Origin of the sequence: Stenotrophomonas sp. PAMC25021 (assembly GCF_004795795.1) — a bacterium.
In the GTDB taxonomy this organism is placed as follows: domain Bacteria; phylum Pseudomonadota; class Gammaproteobacteria; order Xanthomonadales; family Xanthomonadaceae; genus Stenotrophomonas; species Stenotrophomonas muris.
Genome location: NZ_CP039255.1, coordinates 1,866,127 through 1,887,834, shown reverse-complemented (window position 1 = coordinate 1,887,834; position 21,708 = coordinate 1,866,127). Strand labels below are relative to the sequence as shown.

Sequence of the window (21,708 nt, the reverse complement as noted above, 5' to 3'; positions counted from 1 at the left end):
GTTTCCATGGAGAAGAGGATGCAGCAGGAGAAGTGAGGCAGGCATCAAAGCTTGAGCCAGGACAGCAGCGGCTCCCAGTCGGCCTGGTGTTCGCGCACCTGGGCGGAGCGATAGTCGAACAGGCTGCGGCCCAGGCCGGTCATGACCACGTAGCTCTGGCTGTCACGCAGCTGCGCGACCACCGGGTATGGCCATTCGGCCAGCATCTGCAGCGCCTGCTGCGAAGTCTGGGTCCAGGGTTTGGTGCGGTTGAGGACCAGCCCCACCGGCAGCTTGCGGCTGTGCACGCGCGGGTTCTGGGCCAGGCTGTTGAGGAAGCCGACGATGGCTTCGATATCCAGCGCCGAGGGCAGCACCGGCACCACCACGGCGTCGGCCGCGTCCAGGAAATGGGGGATATCGTCGGCCAGCGCACCGGCCGGTGCATCGATGATGACGGTATCGGTACCGTCAGGCAGCTTCTGCGCCCACTGCTTCTTCCGATACACATCGATGGGGAGCACCGCGCTTTCCAGCCCTGCACGCCGTTGTGCCCAGCGGGTGCTGGAGCCCTGCGGGTCGGCATCGGCGATCACCGTGGCCTTGCCCTGCAATGCCGCGTACGCGGCCAGGTGGGTGGCGACGGTGGTCTTGCCCACCCCGCCCTTGGAACCGGCCACCAGGATCGTCTTCATGCCAGCCTCGCTTCCGGGTACGTGCCCCGAGCGTACACCGGCGGTGGTGACGGGAGGTAGCACCGTGCTGAACCAGTGGCCATCGCCTTTGCTATCGTGGCGCCCCCGAAGGATCGAACCGGCATGAGCGAACTGCAGGACCTGAGCGCACTGATCCGCGCCAATACCCCCCTGATCGTGATCGAGACCCAGGATGAGGCCCGCATCGTCGAGCTGTTCCGGCAGACGCTGATGCACGTGTGGCGGGCCCTGCACCGCTGGTCCATCACCGAGGGCCTGCGTCGCATCGACCTGGACCGCGAGGACCCGCCGGTCGGCCCGCCCGATGCCAGCGCCGCCCTGCAGATGATCCGCCAGGCCGATCAGCGGGGTGTCTACCTGCTGCTCGATTTCCACCCCTACCTGGGGTATGCCAGCCATCAGCGCGCGCTGCGCGACCTGATCCAGCGCCGCCATAGCGAGCCGCATGTGCTGGTGCTGATCGGCGCCAAGGTCGAGCTGCCGGCCGAGCTGGAGGCCCTGGCGGTGCGCTTCAACCCGCGCCTGCCCGATGCCAACGCCCTGCTGAAGATGCTGCGCGAGGAGGCCGACGCCTATGCGCGCGAACACGGCGGCCGCCGTGTCGAGGTCGACAGCGAGGCGGTGAAGAAGATCCTGAAGAACCTGCAGGGCCTGAGCCTGGTCGATGCCCGCCGCATCGCCCGCCAGCTGATCTACGCCGATGGCGCGCTGCGCGACGACGACCTGCCGCAGCTGGCACGGCTGAAGTTCGAGCTGCTCAACCGCAGCGGCCACCTGTTCTTCGAGCATGACAGCGCGCGCTTCGGCGACGTGGCCGGTGCCAACCGGCTCAAGCGCTGGATCAGCCAGCGCCGGGTGGCCTTCATCGCCGGCTCGGCACCGGCCGGCCTGGATCCGCCGCGCGGCATGTTGCTGCTGGGCGTGCAGGGCTGCGGCAAATCGATGCTGGCCAAGGCCACCGCCGCCGGCTTCGGCGTACCGCTGCTGCGCCTGGACGTGGGCGCGCTGTACAACAAGTACCACGGCGAGACCGAGGCCAACCTGCGCCAGGCGCTGGCCTCGGCCGAGCAGCTGGCGCCCTGCGTGTTGTGGATGGACGAGATCGAGAAGGGCCTGGCCAGCGGTGGCGAGGACGGTGGCGTATCGCGCCGCGTGCTCGGCTACCTGCTGACCTGGATGGCCGAACGCAAGGCGCCGGTCTTCATCGTCGCCACCGCCAACCAGGTACACGAGTTGCCGGCCGAACTGCTGCGCAAGGGCCGCTTTGACGAGATCTTCTTCGTCGACCTGCCCACGCCTGAGGTGCGTGTGGAGCTGCTGCGGCTGCACCTGGGGCGACGCCAGCTCAACGGCGACGACTTCGCGCTGCCGGCGCTGGCGGCCGCGGCCAATGGCTTCTCCGGCGCCGAGATCGAGCAGGCGATCGTGGCCGGGCTGTATGCGGCGCACGCCGAAGGCCGGCCGTTGGATACCGAGCTGCTGATGAACGAGATCCGTGCGACGCGGCCGCTGTCGGTGCTGATGGCCGAGCAGGTAGAGGCATTGCGGGCATGGGCGTCGGGGCGGACGGTTTCCGCGGACGATTGAAGTGGAAGCGCAAAAGCAAAAGCGCTTGGCTGGCTGCTCTTGAGGGCATGGGGGTCAGATCCGTTTTCCTCTGGAAAACGGATCTGACCCCAGTTCGATTTCTATCCCTGGCAGATCTCATCCACGCATGGCGTGGATCGACCGTGTCGACCAAGGTCGACACCTACCAACAGCCGCCGGAACCTGTCGAAGGCGGGGCACTGTGGGTTTGCGGGGTGTGAGCCGCATGGATGCGGCGACCAAGCCCCCATGGATGGGTTTACGGCGGCCCCGCAAACCCACAGTGCCCCGCCATCCCGCAGGAAGCCCCCTGTTGCTTCGGCTGCTGCAGTTGCTCCAGCCGTTGCCTCTGCGGGTGCCGGGTGCAACCCGCCCCCCCCCTCCCTCAGGGCCAGGCCGGCGGCGCGGCCGCCCAGGCCTGCTGCACTTCCGCCAGCGAGGCGCGCTCGTCGTCACGCCACAACGGCAACAACTGCGCAAAGCGGCTGCTGTCGCTCCATTGCGTCGGCTCGGTACGCACCGCTGCGGCATACCACTGCACCGCCTCCTGCTTCTGCCCGGCCCGCCACAGCGCCAGCGCATAGGTGGGTGGCAGCCAGCCCGGCTTGCTCAGCGAACCACCGGCAGCGGCCTGCCATTGCTCCAGGGCGGCTTCGGGCTGGCCCTGACGCAGCAGGTCCCAGCCGTAATTCCAGCGCACGCTACGGCCCAGGCTGCCCTGCACCGGCGCATCCTTCAGTGCTTCGCGATACAGCTGTTCACCCAGCTCGGTGCGGCCCTGCGCAATGGCCACCGACGCCAGCTGCACGGTGGCCTCCACGGTACGCCGGCCGCGCTCGCGCTGTTTGAGCAGCTGCGCCACCAGCGCATCCCCGTCGGACTGGACCACGATCATGGGCACGGCGGCCGCATCGCTGTCGAAGTAGAACTCCTGTGGTGCCGGCACCGCCGGCGCGGCCCACACGGGGGCCGTTCCCGAGACCAGCAACATGCTGCCCAGGATCTTTGCTGCAACTGACATCCCTTCTCCCCAGGCCGCAACCGCAGCCTCCCTCTCTCTCCCCGATCCTAACCCCAGCATGGCCGCCGGCGCGAGTGCCGGGGCGGTCGGGCCTCGCTGCTACAATTCGCGCCTTTCCCGCCGCGTGCCTGCACGCGGCCGGTGCCAGCCGATCCTGACCGGGCCAGCCATGACCAGTACCGCGCAACTCACTTCGCCCTCTTCCGCCGACCTGATCGACCGTGACTACACGCTCGACCACAAGTACACCCGCAACGAGGGGCGGATCTACCTGAGTGGCGTGCAGGCGCTGGTGAAACTGCCGTTGATGCAGCGGCTGCGCGACGCGCACGAAGGCATCGACAGCGCCGGTTTCGTCAGTGGCTACCGTGGCAGCCCGCTGGGCGGCTTTGACCTGGAGCTGTGGCGCGCGCGCAAGCACCTGGACGCGGCCAAGGTGAAGTTCACCCCCGGCCTGAACGAGGACCTGGGCGCCACCATGGTGTGGGGCACCCAGCAGACCAACCTGTTCCCCGGCGCCAACGTGCAGGGCGTGTTCGGCATGTGGTACGGCAAGGGCCCAGGCGTGGACCGCTGCGGCGACGTGTTCAAGCACGCCAATGCCGCCGGCACCTCGCGCCATGGCGGCGTGCTGGCGCTGGCCGCCGATGATCACGCCTGCCGCAGTTCAACCCTGCCGCATGGCAGCGAGGACGAGTTCGTCAGCGCGATGATGCCGGTGCTGAATCCGGCCGGCGTGCAGGACATCCTGGACATGGGCCTGCTGGGCTGGGCGATGAGCCGCTATACCGGCCGCTGGGTCGGCTTCAAGACGATCGCCGAGACGGTGGAATCGTCGGCCTCGGTCGAGGTCGACCCGATGGCGCGCCGCATCGTGCTGCCGGAAGACTTCGAAATGCCTACGGGCGGCCTCAACATCCGCTGGCCGGACCCGCCGCTGGACCAGGAAATGCGCCTGCACCGCTATGCGGTGAAGGCCGCACAGGCGTTCGCCCGCGCCAACGGCATCGACAAGGTGGTGATGGACGCGCCGCGCGCGCGGCTGGGCATCGTCACCACCGGCAAGAGCTATTTGGATGTGCTGCAGGCGCTGGAATACCTGGGCCTGGACGAAGCCGCCTGCGCCGACATCGGCATCCGCGTGTACAAGGTCGGCATGACCTGGCCGCTGGAGCCGCAGGGCATCGCGCGCTTCGCGCAGGGCCTGGAAGACATCATCGTAGTGGAAGAGAAGCGTGCCTTCATCGAGCGCCAGATGAAGGAACAGTTCTTCAACTGGCCGGCCAGCTGGGGCCAGCGCCCGTCCATCGTCGGCAAGTACGACGAGAGCGGTGAGTGGATCCTGCCGTCCACCGGTGAACTGACCCCGGCCACCATCGCCGGCGTGATCGGTCGCCGCATCCAGAAGTTCTTCAACAACGCATCGATCGAGCAGCGCCTGCAGTGGATGCAGGAGAAGGAAGCCGAACTTGCGTTGCCGCGCGCCAGTTTTCCGCGCGTACCGCACTACTGCTCCGGCTGTCCGCACAACACGTCCACCAACGTCCCGGAAGGCTCGCGTGCGCTGGCCGGCATCGGTTGCCATTACATGGTGACCTGGATGGACCGCAGCACCGATACCTTCACCCACATGGGCGGCGAAGGCGTGACCTGGGCCGGGCAGGCGCCATTCACCGATACCCCGCACGTGTTCCAGAACCTCGGCGACGGCACCTACTTCCACAGCGGTTCGCTGGCGATCCGCCAGGCGGTCGCCGCCGGCGTCAACATCACCTACAAGATTCTCTACAACGATGCGGTGGCGATGACCGGCGGCCAGCCGGTGGACGGCCCGCTGAGCGTGCCGGACATTGCAAAACAGATGCGTGCCGAGGGCATCCACACCATCGTGGTGCTGTCGGACAACATCGGCAAGTGGACCGGCCAGCGCGAGCACTTCCCCAGCGACGTCGAGTTCCATGACCGCAGCGAGCTGGACGAAGTGCAGAAGCGCCTGCGCGAAGTGAAGGGTGTTTCGATCCTGATCTACGAACAGACCTGCGCCACCGAGAAGCGCCGCCGCCGCAAGCGCGGCAAGCTGGAAGACCCGCAGAAGCGGGTGCTGATCAATTCGCTGGTCTGCGAAGGCTGCGGCGACTGCGGCAAGAAGAGCTTCTGCGTGTCGGTGCTGCCGAAGGAAACCGAGTTCGGGCGCAAGCGCGAGATCGACCAGTCCAACTGCAACAAAGACTATTCCTGCGTGAACGGCTTCTGCCCGAGCTTCGTCACCGTGCACGGTGGCCAGCCGCGCAAGGGCAGCAAGCGCGATGCGTCCACGCTGCTGGACAACCTGCCGGCACCGACCCTTCGCGACAGCCTGGAACAGCCCTGGAACATCCTGATCACCGGCGTCGGCGGTACCGGCGTGGTGACCATTGGCGCGCTGCTGGGCATGGCAGGCCACCTGGAAGGCAAGGGTGCGACCGTGCTCGACCAGACCGGCCTGGCGCAGAAGGGCGGCGCGGTGACCACGCATATCCGCATTGCCCGTCGCCCTGAAGACATCCACGCCGTGCGTATCGCCGCCGGTGAAGCCGACCTGGTGCTGGGCTGCGACATGGTGGTGGTCAACGATTACTGGGCGCTGTCGAAGGTGCGCGCCGGCCGTTCGCAGGTGGTGCTGAACACCTACGAAGCGATGCCGGGCACGTTCACCACCCGTCCGGACATGCAGTTCCCCGCCGCCGACATCATCGCCGGCGTGCGCGTGGCACTGGGCGGCCAGGAACCACTGCTGCTCGATGCCACCCAGCTGGCCACCGCGCTGCTGGGCGATGCCATCGCCGCCAACCTGTTCATCCTCGGCTACGCCTGGCAGCAGGGCCTGGTGCCGCTGTCGTTCGACTCACTGATGCGCGCCATCGAGCTCAATGGCGCCGCCGTGGCGATGAACCAGCAGGCCTTTGCGTGGGGCCGCCTGGCCGTGGTCGATCCGCAGGCCGTGCAGCAGGCCGCCGGCCTGGTGCGCAACCGCCACACCGATGCCGAATCCACCCCGGGCCCGCTGCATCCGCTGCCGCCAGGCGAGTGGGAGGGCAATGAATGGGGTGCCACTGCGGCACCGCGCAACACCGGCGACGAACGCGAACTGCGCGGCCTGCCCTCGCACGGTGGCGACGTGGCGTTCCTGCCGCTGGATGACGCCCGCCTGTCGCGCTCGCTGGATGAAATGATCGAGCGCCGCGCCGCGTTCCTGGTCGAGTACCAGGACACTGCCTACGCCAACCGCTACCGCCGCCTGGTCGAGCGCGTGCGCACCGCCGAAGCCGAGCGCATCGGCGGCTCCACTGCGCTGACCGAGACCGTGGCCCGCTACCTGTTCAAGCTGATGGCCTACAAGGACGAGTACGAAGTGGCCCGCCTGTACACCAGTGGCGACTTCCAGCGCCGCCTGCAGCAGCAGTTCGAGGGCGATTACCAGCTGCGCTTCCACCTGGCGCCGCCGCTGTTCGCCAGGAAGGATGAGCAGGGCCGGTTGCTGAAGAAGGAATACGGCCCGTGGATGTTCAAGGCCTTCGGCCTGCTGGCCAGGCTGAAGTTCCTGCGTGGCGGCCGCTTCGACGTATTCGGGCGCACCGCGGAACGCCGCATGGAGCGCAAGCTGATCGGCGATTACGAGGCCACCGTGCAGGTATTGCTGGACGGCCTGGATGACGACCGCCTGGCCCTGGCGGTGGAGATTGCCAGCATCCCCGAGCACATCCGCGGCTTCGGCCACGTCAAGGAAGCGCATTTCGAGCAGGCCAAGGCGCGCGAAGCGGCCCTGCTGGCGCAGTGGCGCAATCCGAAGGCGCTGCATATCGTGCAGGTGGCCTGAAGGGAGTGCCGGCCGCTGGCCAGCATTCATCCCGGCAATCGGTTGCCGGCCAGCGGCCGGCACTACCGATGGTTTACCCCAACCGCCACAGCAGCAGGCGGTTGTTGGCCGGCATCGCTACATCCCCCAGGCGGGTGAATCCGTGGTCGGCGGCCAGCGCCTGCACCGCTTCGCTATCGCGGATGCCGCTGCGCGGGTCGCGCGCCTTCAGCCAGGCATCGAACTGCGCGTTGCTGTCGCTGCTGTAGCGGCCGCCGTAGTTGAACGGGCCGTACGCGGCCAGCAGCGCGCCGCGACGCAGCACCGATGGCAGCGCGGCGAACAACGCCTGCACGTGCGCCCAACTCATGATGTGCAGCGTGTTGGCGCTGAACGCGGCGTCGAACGTGCTGCTCTGTGGCAGGCTGAGCCCAGGCGCCGGTGGCAGTTCCACCTGCAGCGCCACCGCCGGCAGCAGGTTCAGCAGCGCCGCTTCCGCGCGCCAGGCCTCGATGCCGGGCAGATGGTCCGGATGGTCGCTGGGCTGCCAGCGCAGCCAGGGCCAACGCTCGGCGAAGAAGGCCGCGTGCTGGCCGGTGCCGCTGCCGATTTCCAGCACCCGATGGCGGTCGCCCATCCACGGGTCGAGTGCGGCGGCGATCGGTTCGCGGTTGCGCTCGCAGGCTTCTGAATGCGGCTTGCTCGACATCAGGACGGTGTCCGGGCGGGGTCGGCCCCATTGTGCACGAGGGGGGTGTTCCGAGCAGGGCTGCGCCCTGCACCTGCTTCAAGCCACAGCAACGGCAACAGCCAAAGCAACAGCAACAGCGGGCTTCCTGAGGGATGGCGGGGTGGAGTGGCAGGGGACGCCGTAAATCCGTCCATGGAGGCTCGGTCGCGCCATCCATGGCGCTCACGCCCCTGCCACCGGACCCACCCCGCCTTCGACAGTTGGCCGCGATCTGTCGGAAACATCTTGGGGTCAGATCCGTTTTCCGCAGGAAAACGGATCTGACCCCGAATTTCATTCGATATCTGACAGATGTGTCGACCAAGGTCGACACCTACCAGCAGCGCACGGAATCTGTCAGAGGCGGGGCGGTGTGGGTGGGCAGGACCGTTGGCGCCATGGATGGCGCCATCGAGCCCCCATGGGTGAGGGCGCTTTGCTTGCGAAGCACTGCTTCGCAAGCGCCCGAACGCACAGCCGCCAGCGGCTGGGCCGGACCCCGGAGGGGGGTTAACGGCGTGTCCTGCCCACCCACACCGCGCCGCCATCCCTCAGCAAGCCCGCTGTTGCTGTGGCTGTTGCTCCGGCTCTGAGCAGGTGCAGGGCTGCAAGCCCTGCCGAAACACCCCCAACCATGACTGCAGTCACTTGCCCGGATGCCCCGCGCTGGCGAAAGTCGAGTGGTTGACGTGATCGGCTCGGCCCGTTGCCGGCCGCACGCAAGCGAGAGAGAGAAACGCTGTGCAACGACGTGAGTTCCTGGCTTTTTCCGGTCTGGGCCTGGCGGGCCTGCTGCTGCCGCATTCCCGTGCCATCGCCGCCGAGCAACTGCTCGCCCCGGTCGACACCCTCCAGCGCAGGCGCCTGGCGGACGTGGCGCTGGCCACCGCACGCACGGCCAAGGCCAGCTACTGCGATGTGCGCATCGGCCGCTACCTCAACCAGTCGGTCATCACCCGCGAGCATCAGGTCGGCAACGTGACCAACCGCGAATCGTCCGGCGTGGGCGTGCGGGTGATCGTCAACGGGGCCTGGGGCTTCGCTGCCACCCACCAGCAGACCGAGGCCGCCGTACGCGCTGCGGTCGAGCAGGCGGCCGCGATCGCCCGCGCCAACGCCAGCATCCAGACCCGGCCGGTGCAGCTGGCGCCGACGCCGCCGGTCGGGGAGGTGCGCTGGCAGACCCCCGTCCGCAGGAACGCGATGGCGGTGCCGATCCAGGACAAGGTCGAACTGCTGCTGGCCCTCAATGCCGCCGCGCTGGATGCGGGCGCCGACTACATCAATTCCACCCTGTTCCTGGTCAACGAACAGAAGTACTTCGCCTCCAGCGATGGCTCGTTCATCGACCAGGACATCCATCGCATCTGGCTGCCGTTCACCGCCACCGCCATCGACAAGGCCAGCGGCAGGTTCCGCACCCGCGCCGGCCTGTCCTCGCCGATGGGCATGGGCTATGAGTTCCTCGATGGCGATGCGCGCGGCAAGGTGCACCTGCCCGGTGGCATCACCGCTTACCGCGATTCCTACGACCCGGTCGAGGACGCCATTGCGGCCGCCCTCCACGCGCGCGAGAAACTGAAGGCGCCGTCGGTGAAGCCCGGCAAGTACGACCTGGTGCTGGACCCGTCCAACCTGTTCCTGACCATCCACGAAAACGTCGGCCACCCGCTGGAGCTGGACCGCGTGCTCGGCTACGAAGCCAACTACGCCGGCACCAGCTTCGCCACGCTGGACAAGCGCGATGCGGGTTTCCGCTGGGGCAGCGACATCGTCACCTTCTTCGCCGACAAGACCCAGCCGGGCAGCCTCGGTGCGGTCGGCTACGACGACGAGGGCGTCAAGACCCAGCGCTGGGACCTGGTGCGCGACGGCATCCTGGTCGATTACCAGGCCACCCGCGATGAAGCCCATATCCTCGGCCGCGATGCATCGCATGGCTGCAGCTACGCCGATTCCTGGTCCAGCGTGCAGTTCCAGCGCATGGCCAATGTCTCGCTGGCGCCGGGCAAGCAGCCGCTCGGCGTCGAGGACATGATCAAGGACGTGGAGAACGGTATCTACATCCACGGCCGGGGGTCGTACTCGATCGACCAGCAGCGCTACAACGCGCAGTTCGGTGGCCAGCTGTACTACCAGATCAAGGACGGAAAGATCGCCGGCATGATCGAGGATGCGGCCTACCAGATCCGCACGCCGGAATTCTGGAATGCCTGCACGGCCATCTGCGATGAACGCGATTTCCGCCTGGGCGGTTCGTTCTTCGACGGCAAGGGCCAGCCCGGCCAGGTCTCGGCGGTCTCGCACGGTTCGTCCACCACCCGCTTCAACGGCATCAACATCATCAACACCGCGCGCAGTCTCGGCGCTTGAGCCACCCATCCTTCGACATGGAGAGCAGCCTTGCAAAGACGTGACTTCCTGGCCCTGACCGGGCTTACCGCGGGCGGGCTGATCGTGCCCTCCTTCTTCGGCAAGGTGATCGCCGCCGAGCAGCTGCAGTCCAGCCTCGACCCGGCATTGAAGAAGCGCCTGGCCGACGCGGCGCTGCAGGCGGCGCGCAGCGCCGGTGCCACCTACTGCGACGTGCGCATCGGCCGCTACCTGCGGCAGTTCGTGATCACCCGCGAGGACAAGGTGCAGAACGTGGTGAACACCGAGTCCACCGGCGTGGGCATCCGCGTGATCGTCAACGGCGCCTGGGGCTTTGCCGCCACCAACGCACTGGGTACCGCCGACGTGGCCAGGGCCGCGCAGCAGGCGGCGGCCATCGCCAAGGCCAATGCCGGCGTGCAGACCGCACCGGTGCAGCTGGCCAAGGCGCCGGGCGTGGGTGAGGTGAGCTGGCGCACGCCGATCCGCAAGAATGCGATGGAGGTGCCGATCAAGGACAAGGTCGGCCTGCTGCTGGACGTCAACGCTGCCGCAATGGGCGCTGGTGCCAGCTTCGTCAACTCGATGCTGTTCCTGGTCAACGAGCAGAAGTACTTTGCTTCCACCGATGGTTCCTATATCGACCAGGACGTGCACCGCATCTGGGCGCCGATGACGGTCACCGCCATCGACAAGAGCAGCGGCAAGTTCCGCACCCGTTCGGGCCTGTCCTCGCCGATGGGCCTGGGCTACGAGTACCTGGACGGCGCCGCCGCCGGCAAGGTGGTCAGCCCGAATGGCGTGGTCAACTACAGTTCTTCCTACGACATGAAGGAAGACGCCATCGCCGCCGCCCGGCAGGCGCAGGAAAAGCTGAAGGCCCCGTCGGTGAAGCCGGGCAAGTACGATCTGGTGCTCGATCCGTCGCATACCTGGCTGACCATCCACGAGTCGATCGGCCACCCGCTGGAACTGGACCGCGTGCTCGGCTACGAAGCCAACTACGCCGGCACCAGCTTCGCCACCCTGGACAAGCGCGAACAGCATTTCCAGTACGGCAGCGAGCTGGTCAACATCTTCGCCGACAAGACCCAGCCCGGCAGCCTCGGCGCGGTGGCATACGACGATGAAGGCGTGAAGTGCAAGCGCTGGGACCTGATCAGCAACGGCAAGCTGGTGGACTACCAGACCATCCGCGACCAGGCCCACATCCTCGGCAAGACCGAGTCCGACGGCTGCTGCTATGCCGACTCGTGGTCCAGCGTACAGTTCCAGCGCATGGCCAACGTGTCGATGGCACCGGGCAAGACGCCGCTGAGCGTGCCGGACCTGATCAAGGACGTGGAGAACGGCATCTACATCATCGGTGATGGCTCGTTCTCGATCGACCAGCAGCGCTACAACGCGCAGTTCGGCGGCCAGCTGTTCTACGAGATCAAGAACGGTCAGATCACCCGCATGCTGGAAGACGTGGCTTACCAGATCCGCACGCCGGAGTTCTGGAACGCCTGCACCGCCGTGGCCGACGAACGCGACTACCGCCTGGGCGGTTCGTTCTTCGACGGCAAGGGCCAGCCGGGACAGGTCTCGGCAGTCTCGCACGGCTCGTCCACCGCGCGCTTCAACGGCATCAACGTCATCAACACCGCACGCAGCCTCGGCTGACCGGTCAGGAGCCCTTACACCATGAGTATCTTCACCGAAGCCCAGGCCAAGGCCATCCTCGACAAGGTCATCGCCCTGTCCAAGGCCGACGAGTGCACCGCCGTGCTGGCCGGCGCGATCAGCGGCAACATCCGCTTCGCGCTGAACAATGTCTCCACCAGTGGCATCGTCGACAACACCGAACTGGCAGTCACCGTCGCCTTCGGCAAGCGCGTCGGCACCGCCTCGATCAACGAGTTCGACGATGCCGCGCTGGAACGCGTGGTGCGCCGTGCCGAAGACCTGGCCCGCCTGGCCCCGGAGAACCCGGAGTTCATGCCGGCCATCGGCAAGCAGAGCTACCGCGCCAGCCCCACCTTCAGCGAATCCACTGCTGCCATCGATCCGGCGTTCCGTGCCAAGGTCGCCGCCGATTCGATCGCCCCGTGCCGTGGTCACGGCCTGATCGCCGCCGGCTTCCTCGAGGACGGCCAGGGCTTCCAGGCCACCGCCAACAGCAACGGCAACTTCGCCTACCAGCGCACCACCAACTTCGATTACACCTGCACCGTGCGCACTGAAGATGGCCGCGGCTCGGGCTGGGTCGGCCGCAACCTGAAGGATGCGGCCGACTTCAAGGCCGACCAGGACATCCGCATCGCCATGCGCAAGGCCACCGAGTCGGCCGAAGCCAAGGCGCTGGAACCGGGCAAGTACACGGTGATCCTGGAGCCGGCCGCAGCGGCAGGCCTGATCAGCTTCATGATGAACTTCTTCAGTGCGCGCTCGGCCGATGAAGGCCGCAGCTTCCTGTCGAAGAAGGGTGGTGGCAACAAGCTGGGCGAGCAGGTCTACGACCCGCGCGTGACCATGATCGCCGATCCGTGGCATCCGGACGCACCGGTGCTGCCGTGGGACAACGAAGGCCTGCCGCGCGAGCGCATGGCCATCATCGAGAACGGCAAGATCGCCAACCTGGACTACTCGCGCTTCTGGGCGCAGAAGCAGGGCAAGACCGCCAAGGCCTCGCCGGGCAACCTGCTGATGAGCGGTGGCGACAAAAGCACCGCCGAGCTGGTGCGTGGCACCCAGAAGGGCATCCTGGTCACGCGTACCTGGTACATCCGCATGGTCGATCCGCAGACGGTGCTGCTGACCGGCCTCACCCGCGACGGCACCTTCTACATCGAGAACGGCCAGATCAAGCACCCGGTGAAGAACTTCCGCTTCAACGAGTCGCCGGTGATCATGCTCAACAACATCGAAGAGCTGGGCAAGCCGGTGCGTGTGGCCGGTGATGAGTCCAGCTACGTGATGATGATCCCGCCGATGAAGCTGCGCGATTTCACCTTCACCTCGCTGTCCGACGCCGTCTGATGGATCGCCGGGCCTGCCTGCGCTGGTTGGCCGCTGCCGCTTCGGCGGCGGCGCTGCCGGCCTGGGCACAGGCAGGCCCGCGCAGTTCGCGCTACGACTTCTGGTTCACCCGCCTGCAGTACGACTCCGGTGACTGGGACGTGGACGCGCGCATGCCGTCCAACCTGATCACCTCGCTGATCGACTACACCTCGCTGCGCGTGGACCCGCAGGAGCACGTGGTGGCACTGGCCGACCCGCGCATGCTGGAAGCGCCGTTCTGCTACCTGGCCGGCCACACGCTGGTGGAGTTCAATGCCGCCGAGCGGCAGAACTTCGTGCGCTATGTGCGCAATGGTGGCTTCGTCTTCGTCGACGACTGCAACCACGATATCGATGGGCTGTTCGCCACCTCGTTCGAGGCACAGATGGGCCGCCTGTTTGGTCCCAGGGCACTGCAGAAGCTGCCCAACAGCCACCCGCTGTACCGCAGCTTCTTCCGTTTCCCCGATGGCCCGCCGGCCACCAGCTTCGAACTCAACGGCTGGGGCGACGACCTGGTGCACGACTACCTGAAGGGCATCGAGATCGATGGCCGCCTGGGGCTGCTCTACAGCAACAAGGACTACGGCTGCGAGTGGGACTACGACTGGCGCAACAAGCGTTTCCTGGCCGAAGACAACACCCGCTTCGGCGTCAACATCGTGATGTACGCGTTGAACAATTGATAGGACCGGCACGCCCATGACTTCCCCCGACCTCGATTCCCTGTTGCCACGCCTGGATGCGCTGCGCGCCGCGCTTGCACGCGCCGTGGTGGGCCAGCACACCGTGGTCGAGCAGCTGCTGATCGGCCTGCTGGCCGGCGGCCACTGCCTGCTGGAAGGCGCGCCCGGGCTCGGCAAGACCTTGCTGGTGCGCTCGCTCGGGCAGGCGCTGGAACTGCAGTTCCGGCGCGTGCAGTTCACCCCCGACCTGATGCCCAGCGACATCCTCGGCACCGAACTGCTGGAGGAAGACCACGGCACCGGCCATCGCCATTTCCGTTTCCAGCAGGGTCCGATCTTCACCCACCTGCTGTTGGCAGACGAACTCAACCGCACCCCGCCCAAGACCCAGGCCGCACTGCTGGAAGCGATGCAGGAACGCACGGTCAGCTACGCCGGCACCACCTACGCACTGCCGGCGCCGTTCTTCGTGCTGGCCACACAGAACCCGATCGAGCAGGCGGGTACTTACCCGCTGCCGGAAGCGCAGCTGGACCGCTTCCTGCTGCACGTGCTGGTGGATTACCCCAGCGAGGACGAGGAGCGGCAGATCCTGGAACAGACCACCGGCGGCGCCAACGACGCGGTGCCGAAGGTGATGGATGCAGAGGCGGTGATCGCGCTGCAGGCCGCCGTACGCCAGGTGCATGTCAGCCCGGATGTGCTGGCCTGGATCACCCGCCTGGTGCGCGCCAGCCGCCCAGGCGAAGGCGCACCCGCCGCGATCAACCAGTGGGTGAAGTGGGGCGCGGGTCCGCGCGCCGGGCAGTCGCTGGTGCTGGCGGCAAAAGCGCGCGCATTGCTGCAGGGCCGCTTTGCCGCCACCCGCGAGGATGTGCAGGCGCTGGCCGCGCCGGTGATGCGCCATCGCCTGCTGCTGTCGTTCGCCGCCGAGGCCGAGCAGAAGCGTGCCGACGACGTGGTCGCCGCCCTGCTGCAGGCTGTCCCGTTCCCGGGTTGAGCCACGCGTGAACGCCGGTACCCCGCTGACCTTGCCACCGGAACTGCGTGCGCGCCTGCGCACGCTCCGCGTGCGGCCACGCCTGGCCAGCGGCGCCAGTGGCATCGGCCAGCACGCCAGCCGCAGCCGCGGTGCCGGCCTCGAATTCGCCCAGTACCGTGCCTACGAACCAGGCGATGAGCTGCGCCAGATCGACTGGAAGCTGTATGCACGCTCGGACCGCTTCTTCGTGCGCGAATCCGAACGCGAAAGCCCGATCACGGTCTGGCTGCTGCTTGATGCCACCGCCTCGGCCGGGCAGGCCGATCGCGCGGCACCGCAGCGCACCCGCCTGGACCACATGCGCGGTGTGGCCGCCTGCGTGGTGGAACTGGCCCTGCAGCAGGGCGACCGTTTCGGCCTGCTGGCGATCAATGGCGATGGACTGCAGTTGGTGCCCGCAGCGAACGGCGCACGCCAGCGTGATCGCGTGCACCTGCAACTGCATGCGCTGCAGGCGCGTGGCGGCTGGCCTGTGGCCGATCGCCTGCGCCCGCTGTGGGAGCGCGTGCGCCCGGGCGACCTGCTGCTGGCGATCGGCGACGGTTTTGACGAGGCCGGCATTGTGCTGCTGGAACAACTGGCCAGCGCACGCCGCGAAGTGGCACTGCTGCAGATCCTCACCGCCGACGAGCGTGACTTCCCGTTCGGCGCAGGCCATCGCTTCCGCGATCCGGAGACCGGCGAGGAACTGCTGGGCGATGGCGCGGCGATCCGCACCGACTACCTGCAACGCTTCGCTGACGCACGCAACGCATTGCAGTCGCGCCTGCAGGCCAGCGGCATCGCCAGTGCCACTGGCTGGCTCGACCAGCCGCTGGACCAACCACTGCAGGCACTGTTTGGCCGCAGGGGCGGCGCATGACCCTGCTGTTCCCGTTGGGCCTGGCCGCGCTCGCTGCAGGGTTGCTGCCGCTGCTGATCCACCTCGCCCGCCGCCATCCGTACACACCGCTGGATTTCGCCGCGCTGCGCTGGCTGCGTGCACAGATCCGGCCGCGCCAGCGCATCCGCTTCGATGACTGGCCGTTGCTGCTGGTGCGCCTGCTGTTGCTGGCCGCGTTGGCCTTGCTGCTGGCACGACCTGCATTGACCGGGCCTGCGCCAGCCCCCACTGCGTGGACGGTCGTAGCCCCAGGGCTGGACGCGACCGCACTACGCGGCACCGCCGAAGCGGGCAACTGGCATTGGCTGGCGCCCGGCTTCCCGGCCATTGATGAAGTGCCACCCGCGTCCACGGCTTCCCTGCCCGGCCTGCTGCGCGAACTGGACGCACAGCTGCCTGCGGGCACCGCATTGACCGTGCACGTTCCCGATCCCCTGCCCGGCCTGGACGGCGCACGCCTGCAGCTGTCGCGCGAGGTGCAGTGGCGTCCGCAGCCGATACCGGTGAGTGAGCAACCGAGTGCCGCAACGTTGCCGCGCCTGCGCGTGCACAGCGATGCTTCGGCCGCCGTCCAGCACTGGTTGAATGCACTGCAGCGCGCGTGGGGCAGGCAGGCGCCGCTCGCGCCTCTGGTGGCGGATGCGCTGCCCGAACGCGGCGAGATCGGCGTGTGGAGCCGCACTGGCGCACTGCCGGCGAACTGGCAGGCGTGGCTGCAGGACGGCGGACGTGTAGTGACTGCCGGCAAGCCTGCCGCCGAGGCCAGCATCCTGCTGCGCAACACCGAGGGCTCCCCGCTGCTGTGGCAGCAACGCATCGGCCACGGTGTCCTGCTGTCTCTGCCCGGCGACTGGGATGCCTCAGGCAACGCTGCGCTGCGCGATCCGCAGTTGCCACGCGCGCTGCTGCTGGCTCTGCAGCCGCATCCGCTGCCACGCCTCGGCGATGCCCAGGACCAGGCCCCCCGCCAGGCAGCACTGCCTGCGGCAACGCCGCCGCTGCGCAAGCTCACCCCGTGGTTGCTGCTGGCCATCGTGCTGCTGTTCGCGCTGGAACGCTGGATGGCCAGCAGTCATCGACGCAGGGGGCCCGCATGAACACCCTGCAGCTCGCCTGGCAGCACGCGCGCCGCCGCCGTGCGCTCGTCACCCTGCTGCTGGGCCTGCCGTGGGCGCTGGCCGCAACGGTGCTGGCGCTGCGCCTGGCGGGCTTCGATATCGCCAGCGTGATCGGCACCATCGGCCTGCTTGCCTGCGCAGCGCTCGCCACGGCACGCTCCCGCCAGCTGGACCCGCAGTGGTTGCAGCGCCAGCTCGATGGCAGCGGCGCCAGTGAGGACAGTGCCGACCTGCTGTTTGCCGATGCGCTTACCCTCAATCCGCTGCAGCAGCGCCAGCGCGCGCATGTGCTGGCCACGCTGGAACGCGCGATGCCGGAACTGCGTCCGCGCTGGCCGCGTGGAGCATTGGCGCTGTGCTGGATCGCAGGCCTGGCCATCGTTGCGCTGGCATTCGGCTGGCCACGTTCCAGCCCCGGCTCCGCGCCGGCCCGTGCGTCGGCGCCTGGCAGCACGGCTGCCGCGGGCCCACTGCACCTGCAGTCCACCCGCATGCGCATCGACGCGCCGGCCTATACCGGCCAAGCCACGCTCACCCAGAACGCACTGGATGCCAAGGTCGCCGCCGACAGCCGGCTGTCGTGGTCGTTGCGCTTCGATCGCGCACCGGACAAGGCATGGCTGCAGTTCCACGATGGTCGCCGGTTGCCGCTGAACGAACACGATGGCCAGTGGCAGGCACAGGATGTGGCGCGCACGCCGGTGCTGTACCGCGTGGTGAGCGAGCCGGCGTTGGCCGGAACCGACCTGCATCGTCTGGACGTGGTCGCCGACCGCGCGCCCGGCGTACGCGTGCTGGAGCCGGCCGCCAGCCTGGTGCTGGGCACGCCCGGGCAACGCCAGTGGTCGTTGCGCTTCGAGGCCACCGACGACTATGGCGTAGCCGCGCAGGCAACGCTGTCGATCACCACCACCCAGGGCAGCGGTGAGAACATCACCTTCGTGAAACGCAGCGTGACGCTTGCCGGCAGCGGCGAAGCCACCGCGCGGCGTTTCGCCCACACGCTTGATCTGGCTGCGCTGGGCGCGCAACCGGGCAACGATGTCATCGCCCAGCTGGAAGTGCGCGACAACCACGCGCCAACGCCGCAGACCGGGCGCAGCAGCAGCGTGATCCTGCGCCTGCCCAGCGCCGAGGTTGCACTCGGTGCCGAACTGGAAGGCCGCATCAAGAAGACCCTGCCGGCCTATTTCCGCAGCCAGCGGCAGATCATCATCGATGCCGAAGCGCTGATCCGGCAGCGACGCAGCCTCGCCGCCGAGGACTTCGTGAAACGCAGCGATGCGATCGGTGTCGACCAGCGCATCCTGCGCCTGCGCTATGGCCAGTTCCTGGGCGAAGAAAGCGAAGGTGCACCGAAGCCACCGCCGACCAGCGACCTGCCCACCAGCGATGCGCCGACCGCAGACAGCCACGACGACGAACACGATCACGATCACGACCATGGCGCCGAGGCCGGTGCGCACGACGCGCATGGCCACGATCACGGCGGCAAGGCGGCCAGTGCCGATACGCCGCCGGTATTCGGCAGCGCCACCGATGTGCTGTCGGAGTACGGCCACACCCACGACCATGCCGAGGCCACGACCCTGCTCGACCCACAGACCCGCGCCACGCTGAAGGCCGCGCTGGACCAGATGTGGTCGGCCGAAGGCGAGCTGCGCCAGGGCCGCCCGGAGCAGGCACTGCCGTTCGCCTACAAGGCGCTGGGTTTCATCAAGCAGGTGCAGCAGGCCGAGCGCATCTACCTGGCACGGGTGGGGCCGGAGCTGCCGCCGATCGATGAAGGCCGCCGGCTGGGTGGCGATCGCGCCGGGCTGGCCAGCCGTGAACTGCCGCTGGCCGCACGCACGCCGCCCGACCCGGCCATCATCGAAGCCTGGCAACGCCTCGGCGATGACACGGCCCCTCCCGATCTCGATGCACTCGCCACCTGGCAGCAGCGCAACGCCGCCTATCTGCCCGATGCGCTGGACCTGGCCGCGGCCATCGAGCAGCTGCGCATCGAACCCGGCTGCCGCGACTGCCGCCAGCGCCTGCGCGCACAGGTATGGCGCGCGCTGCAGCGACCCCTGCCGCAGGCAATGCGGCGCAACGCCGCCGATGCGATGGGGCAGCGGTACCTTGATGCGCTGGAGGCACAGCCATGAACGCCTCCGCTGTGAACCTGTGGATTGCGCTGGCACTCGCCCTGATCGTGGTCATCGCCAGCGTGCGCCAGCTGCGTGGCAATGCCGCGCGTCGTGGCCGCCAGTGGATCGTGATTGCGCTGCAGCTGATCGCTGCCACGCTGCTGTACTTCTGCCTGGTCCCGCCCACCGGCCAGCAACCCGCGGTCGGCCTGGTCGTGCTGGGAATCGATGCCGACAAGGCCGGCGCGCTGCCGGCCAGCGCAGGCCCGCGGCTGCTGTTGCCTGAGGCTGCCGATGTGCCTGGGGGCCAGCGCGTGCCGGACCTGGCCACGGCGCTGCGCCAGCATCCGGCTTCCACGCTGACGCTGGTCGGTGCCGGCCTGGTCGCGCGTGACCGCGACGCGGTACTGCCACGCGACGTGCGCTGGCAGCCGGTAGCTCCGACGCGCGGGTGGATCGCGCTGCAGCCACCCGCCGACACCGCGCCCGGCGCACGCTTCGACGTGCATGCACAGGCGCGCGGCGTCGCCAAGGCCAAGGCGGAACTGCTTGACCCCGCCGACAGCGTGGTCGATCGCGTGGACGTTGCCGAGGACGGTCACGTGCAGCTCAGCGGCATCGCCCGCGCCGAGGGCCGCAGCGTGTTCCAGCTGCGCCTGCTCGATGCCGGCGGTCATGTGGTGGACAGCGCGCCGGTACCGCAGCAGACCCTGCCGGCGGCACCGCTGCGCATGCTGGTGCGTGCCAGTGCGCCGGGCCCGGAGCTGAAGTACCTGCGCCGCTGGGCCGCCGATACCGGCATCCGCGTGCAGGTACAGGCCGATACCGGGGCAGGTGTCAGCGTGGGGGATGGCGCGGTCGCGCTGGATGCAGCGTCACTCGCGCGCAGCGATCTGTTGCTGCTGGACGAGCGCAGCCTGACCGCATTGAGTGCCGGCCAGCTGGCTGCCGTGCGGCAGGCGTTGCGTGACGGCCTTGGCGTTCTGTTGCGCAGTGCAGGCGCACCTGCAGCCGGCGCGCGCCAGCGCCTCCGCGATCTGGGCCTGCCAGTGCAGGGCGATGGCAGCAGCCACGCCCTCGAACTTCCCGGCGATGGCGACAGCGCGGTCCTCGCCGCACGACGCGGCCCGCTCGCCGCCGGAACGCTGCCGACCGGCTACGGCGAGGAGGCTGACCGCAGCTCGCACAGTGCGCCCCTGCCCGCGCTGGAAGCACTGGCGCTGCAGGCGCCAGGCAGCAACGCCCTGCTGCGGGATGGGTCGGGCAAGGCCGTCGGCGGCTGGCGCGCTGCCGGCAAGGGTCGCATCGGCCTGCTGCCGATCACCGACAGCTGGCGCTGGGTGCTGGCCGGACGCGATGATCGCCACGGTGAACTCTGGAGCAGCGTCGTCGCCACGCTGGCGCGTGCGCAGGGCAGCGGTGATGCGCTGTGGTCGCCGCAGACGCTCGGCTGGGCGGGCGAACGGCAGGCGCTGTGCGGCGTGCAGGCGCCACTGCAGGTCTTCAACGCGCGCGGAGACAGCGTGCCCCTGATCGTTGACGGCGCAACGTCGACCCTGCGCTGCGCCGGCTGGTGGCCGCGCGAGGCGGGTTGGCAGCGCCTGCAGCACGGCGACACCACGGTCTGGCGCTATGTGTTCGACCCGAAGGCCGCACCTGCACTGCACCAGCAGGCGATGATCGATGCAACCACGCGGGCGTTGGCCGTCAGCGGGCCGACGAACACGGCGATGATGCAGCCCGTGCCGGGCTCGCGCTGGCCCTGGTGGCTGGCGTTCACGGTGTGCGCTTCGCTGCTGTGGTGGCTGGAGCGGCGGCGCTGACCCGGGGTCGGATCCCTTTCGCCCACGAAAGGGCTCTGACCCCCTCCGTCATGCGTCCTTCAGCGTTTCCCCGCGCGCCGGTAAACGCCGTTGAAGCGCACGTTCATGCCACCGCATTCGCTGTTGTCGGCCACGATCAGCACCTCGCCCAGCGAGTGCACGCGCACCCGGCACGTGTCCTCGACGAACTCGACATCAGCACCACGCGGCGTCGCGCGCGCTTCCACCTGGCCCATGTTCGGGCCATACGGGCGCTGTTCCGGCGTGGGGTTGGCAGAGGGCCAGTAGGCGTCGCCATCCACATGCAGTTGTCCACCCTGCACGGTGATGCGCAGGCCGTTGTCGCCGTCTTTCCAGTGGCCCACCCAGTCCTGCAGCGTTGGCACGGCCACCGGCAACGGCTGCAGCTTGCTGCGGTCCACCCAGCCGGCGCTGCCACCCACCTTGTTCGGGAAGAACGCACAGCGGTAGCGGCCAAGGTCGCGACCGGTCACCACCGTATCGCCGTTGACCACATAGCTGCGCTGGCGGCAGGCCGGTTCGCCCTTGGCGGGGCACCCGTCCATGTCGCCGAGCAGATACAGGCGCGGTGCGTCGACCACCCGCGCCAGCGCGAACCGGCTCTGTTCGGAGGGGAACGCGCCATTGCGGCACGCGCCATCACCGGCGATGCCGGCAGCAAAGGCGGACGCTGGCAGCAATGCAGCCAGCAGGCAGAACGAACGCAGGAACATGGCAGCG

At 68.3% G+C, this 21,708-nt stretch carries 15 protein-coding genes; 11 read left to right on the top strand and 4 right to left on the bottom strand.

Annotation, left to right across the window (positions count from 1 at the left end; all coding sequences use genetic code 11):
- Positions 1 to 44 precede the first annotated feature (44 nt).
- Positions 45 to 674 carry a ParA family protein gene (locus tag E5790_RS08880; RefSeq protein WP_005420986.1) on the bottom strand — a complete coding sequence of 210 codons (630 nt, stop codon included), beginning with the start codon at positions 672 to 674 and terminating at the stop codon, positions 45 to 47.
- A gap of 123 nt (positions 675 to 797) precedes the next feature.
- Here E5790_RS08880 and E5790_RS08875 point away from each other — a divergent pair, with 123 nt between their 5' ends.
- Positions 798 to 2,282 carry an AAA family ATPase gene (locus tag E5790_RS08875; protein ID WP_014645482.1) on the top strand — a complete coding sequence of 495 codons (1,485 nt, stop codon included), beginning with the start codon at positions 798 to 800 and terminating at the stop codon, positions 2,280 to 2,282.
- A 385-nt stretch (positions 2,283 to 2,667) separates the two neighbouring features.
- Here E5790_RS08875 and E5790_RS08870 read toward each other — a convergent pair whose 3' ends face one another.
- On the bottom strand, positions 2,668 to 3,303 hold the full coding sequence (locus E5790_RS08870) for a tetratricopeptide repeat protein (protein WP_046427754.1): 636 nt from the start codon (positions 3,301 to 3,303) through the stop codon (positions 2,668 to 2,670).
- Positions 3,304 to 3,472: 169 nt separating this feature from the next.
- Between E5790_RS08870 and E5790_RS08865 the strand changes: the two genes are divergently transcribed.
- Positions 3,473 to 7,159, top strand: a complete 3,687-nt coding sequence (locus tag E5790_RS08865) for an indolepyruvate ferredoxin oxidoreductase family protein (protein WP_046427751.1) — start codon at positions 3,473 to 3,475, stop codon at positions 7,157 to 7,159.
- Between the two features lie 73 nt (positions 7,160 to 7,232).
- On the opposite strand, the gene E5790_RS08860 is transcribed toward E5790_RS08865, so the two are convergent.
- Positions 7,233 to 7,847: a DUF938 domain-containing protein gene (locus E5790_RS08860; RefSeq protein WP_111205516.1), complete on the bottom strand. Its 615-nt coding sequence runs from the start codon at positions 7,845 to 7,847 to the stop codon at positions 7,233 to 7,235.
- A gap of 762 nt (positions 7,848 to 8,609) precedes the next feature.
- Here E5790_RS08860 and E5790_RS08855 point away from each other — a divergent pair.
- The 9 genes from E5790_RS08855 to E5790_RS08815 are packed head-to-tail and all read left to right on the top strand — an operon-like array spanning position 8,610 to position 20,967.
- Positions 8,610 to 10,241 carry a TldD/PmbA family protein gene (locus tag E5790_RS08855; protein WP_168708233.1) on the top strand — a complete coding sequence of 544 codons (1,632 nt, stop codon included), beginning with the start codon at positions 8,610 to 8,612 and terminating at the stop codon, positions 10,239 to 10,241.
- A gap of 30 nt (positions 10,242 to 10,271) precedes the next feature.
- A complete protein-coding gene (locus E5790_RS08850) occupies positions 10,272 to 11,906 on the top strand; it encodes a TldD/PmbA family protein (RefSeq protein ID WP_014645477.1) in 1,635 nt (544 codons plus the stop codon).
- Between the two features lie 21 nt (positions 11,907 to 11,927).
- Positions 11,928 to 13,262: a TldD/PmbA family protein gene (locus E5790_RS08845; protein WP_014645476.1), complete on the top strand. Its 1,335-nt coding sequence runs from the start codon at positions 11,928 to 11,930 to the stop codon at positions 13,260 to 13,262.
- Positions 13,262 to 13,969 carry a DUF4159 domain-containing protein gene (locus tag E5790_RS08840; protein WP_032957605.1) on the top strand — a complete coding sequence of 236 codons (708 nt, stop codon included), beginning with the start codon at positions 13,262 to 13,264 and terminating at the stop codon, positions 13,967 to 13,969. The genes E5790_RS08845 and E5790_RS08840 overlap by 1 nt, the downstream gene beginning before the upstream one ends.
- 16 nt (positions 13,970 to 13,985) lie before the next feature.
- Complete coding sequence (locus tag E5790_RS08835; RefSeq protein WP_049404208.1) at positions 13,986 to 14,969, top strand: MoxR family ATPase; 984 nt, start codon at positions 13,986 to 13,988, stop codon at positions 14,967 to 14,969.
- Between the two features lie 7 nt (positions 14,970 to 14,976).
- Positions 14,977 to 15,873: a DUF58 domain-containing protein gene (locus tag E5790_RS08830; protein ID WP_046427741.1), complete on the top strand. Its 897-nt coding sequence runs from the start codon at positions 14,977 to 14,979 to the stop codon at positions 15,871 to 15,873.
- The gene (locus tag E5790_RS08825) at positions 15,870 to 16,991 is read left to right on the top strand and encodes a BatA domain-containing protein (protein WP_111206343.1); all 1,122 of its coding nucleotides are present in this window, start codon (positions 15,870 to 15,872) and stop codon (positions 16,989 to 16,991) included. Before E5790_RS08830 ends, E5790_RS08825 begins: the two co-directional genes overlap by 4 nt.
- Positions 16,988 to 19,162, top strand: coding sequence for a hypothetical protein (locus E5790_RS08820; RefSeq protein WP_111206345.1), 2,175 nt, complete (start codon positions 16,988 to 16,990; stop codon positions 19,160 to 19,162). The genes E5790_RS08825 and E5790_RS08820 overlap by 4 nt, the downstream gene beginning before the upstream one ends.
- On the top strand, positions 19,159 to 20,967 hold the full coding sequence (locus E5790_RS08815; protein ID WP_111206347.1) for a hypothetical protein: 1,809 nt from the start codon (positions 19,159 to 19,161) through the stop codon (positions 20,965 to 20,967). The genes E5790_RS08820 and E5790_RS08815 overlap by 4 nt, the downstream gene beginning before the upstream one ends.
- 59 nt (positions 20,968 to 21,026) lie before the next feature.
- Here E5790_RS08815 and E5790_RS08810 read toward each other — a convergent pair whose 3' ends face one another.
- Entirely contained in the window at positions 21,027 to 21,701 is a 675-nt protein-coding gene (locus tag E5790_RS08810) for a hypothetical protein (protein WP_014645470.1), read from the bottom strand.
- Positions 21,702 to 21,708 lie beyond the last annotated feature (7 nt).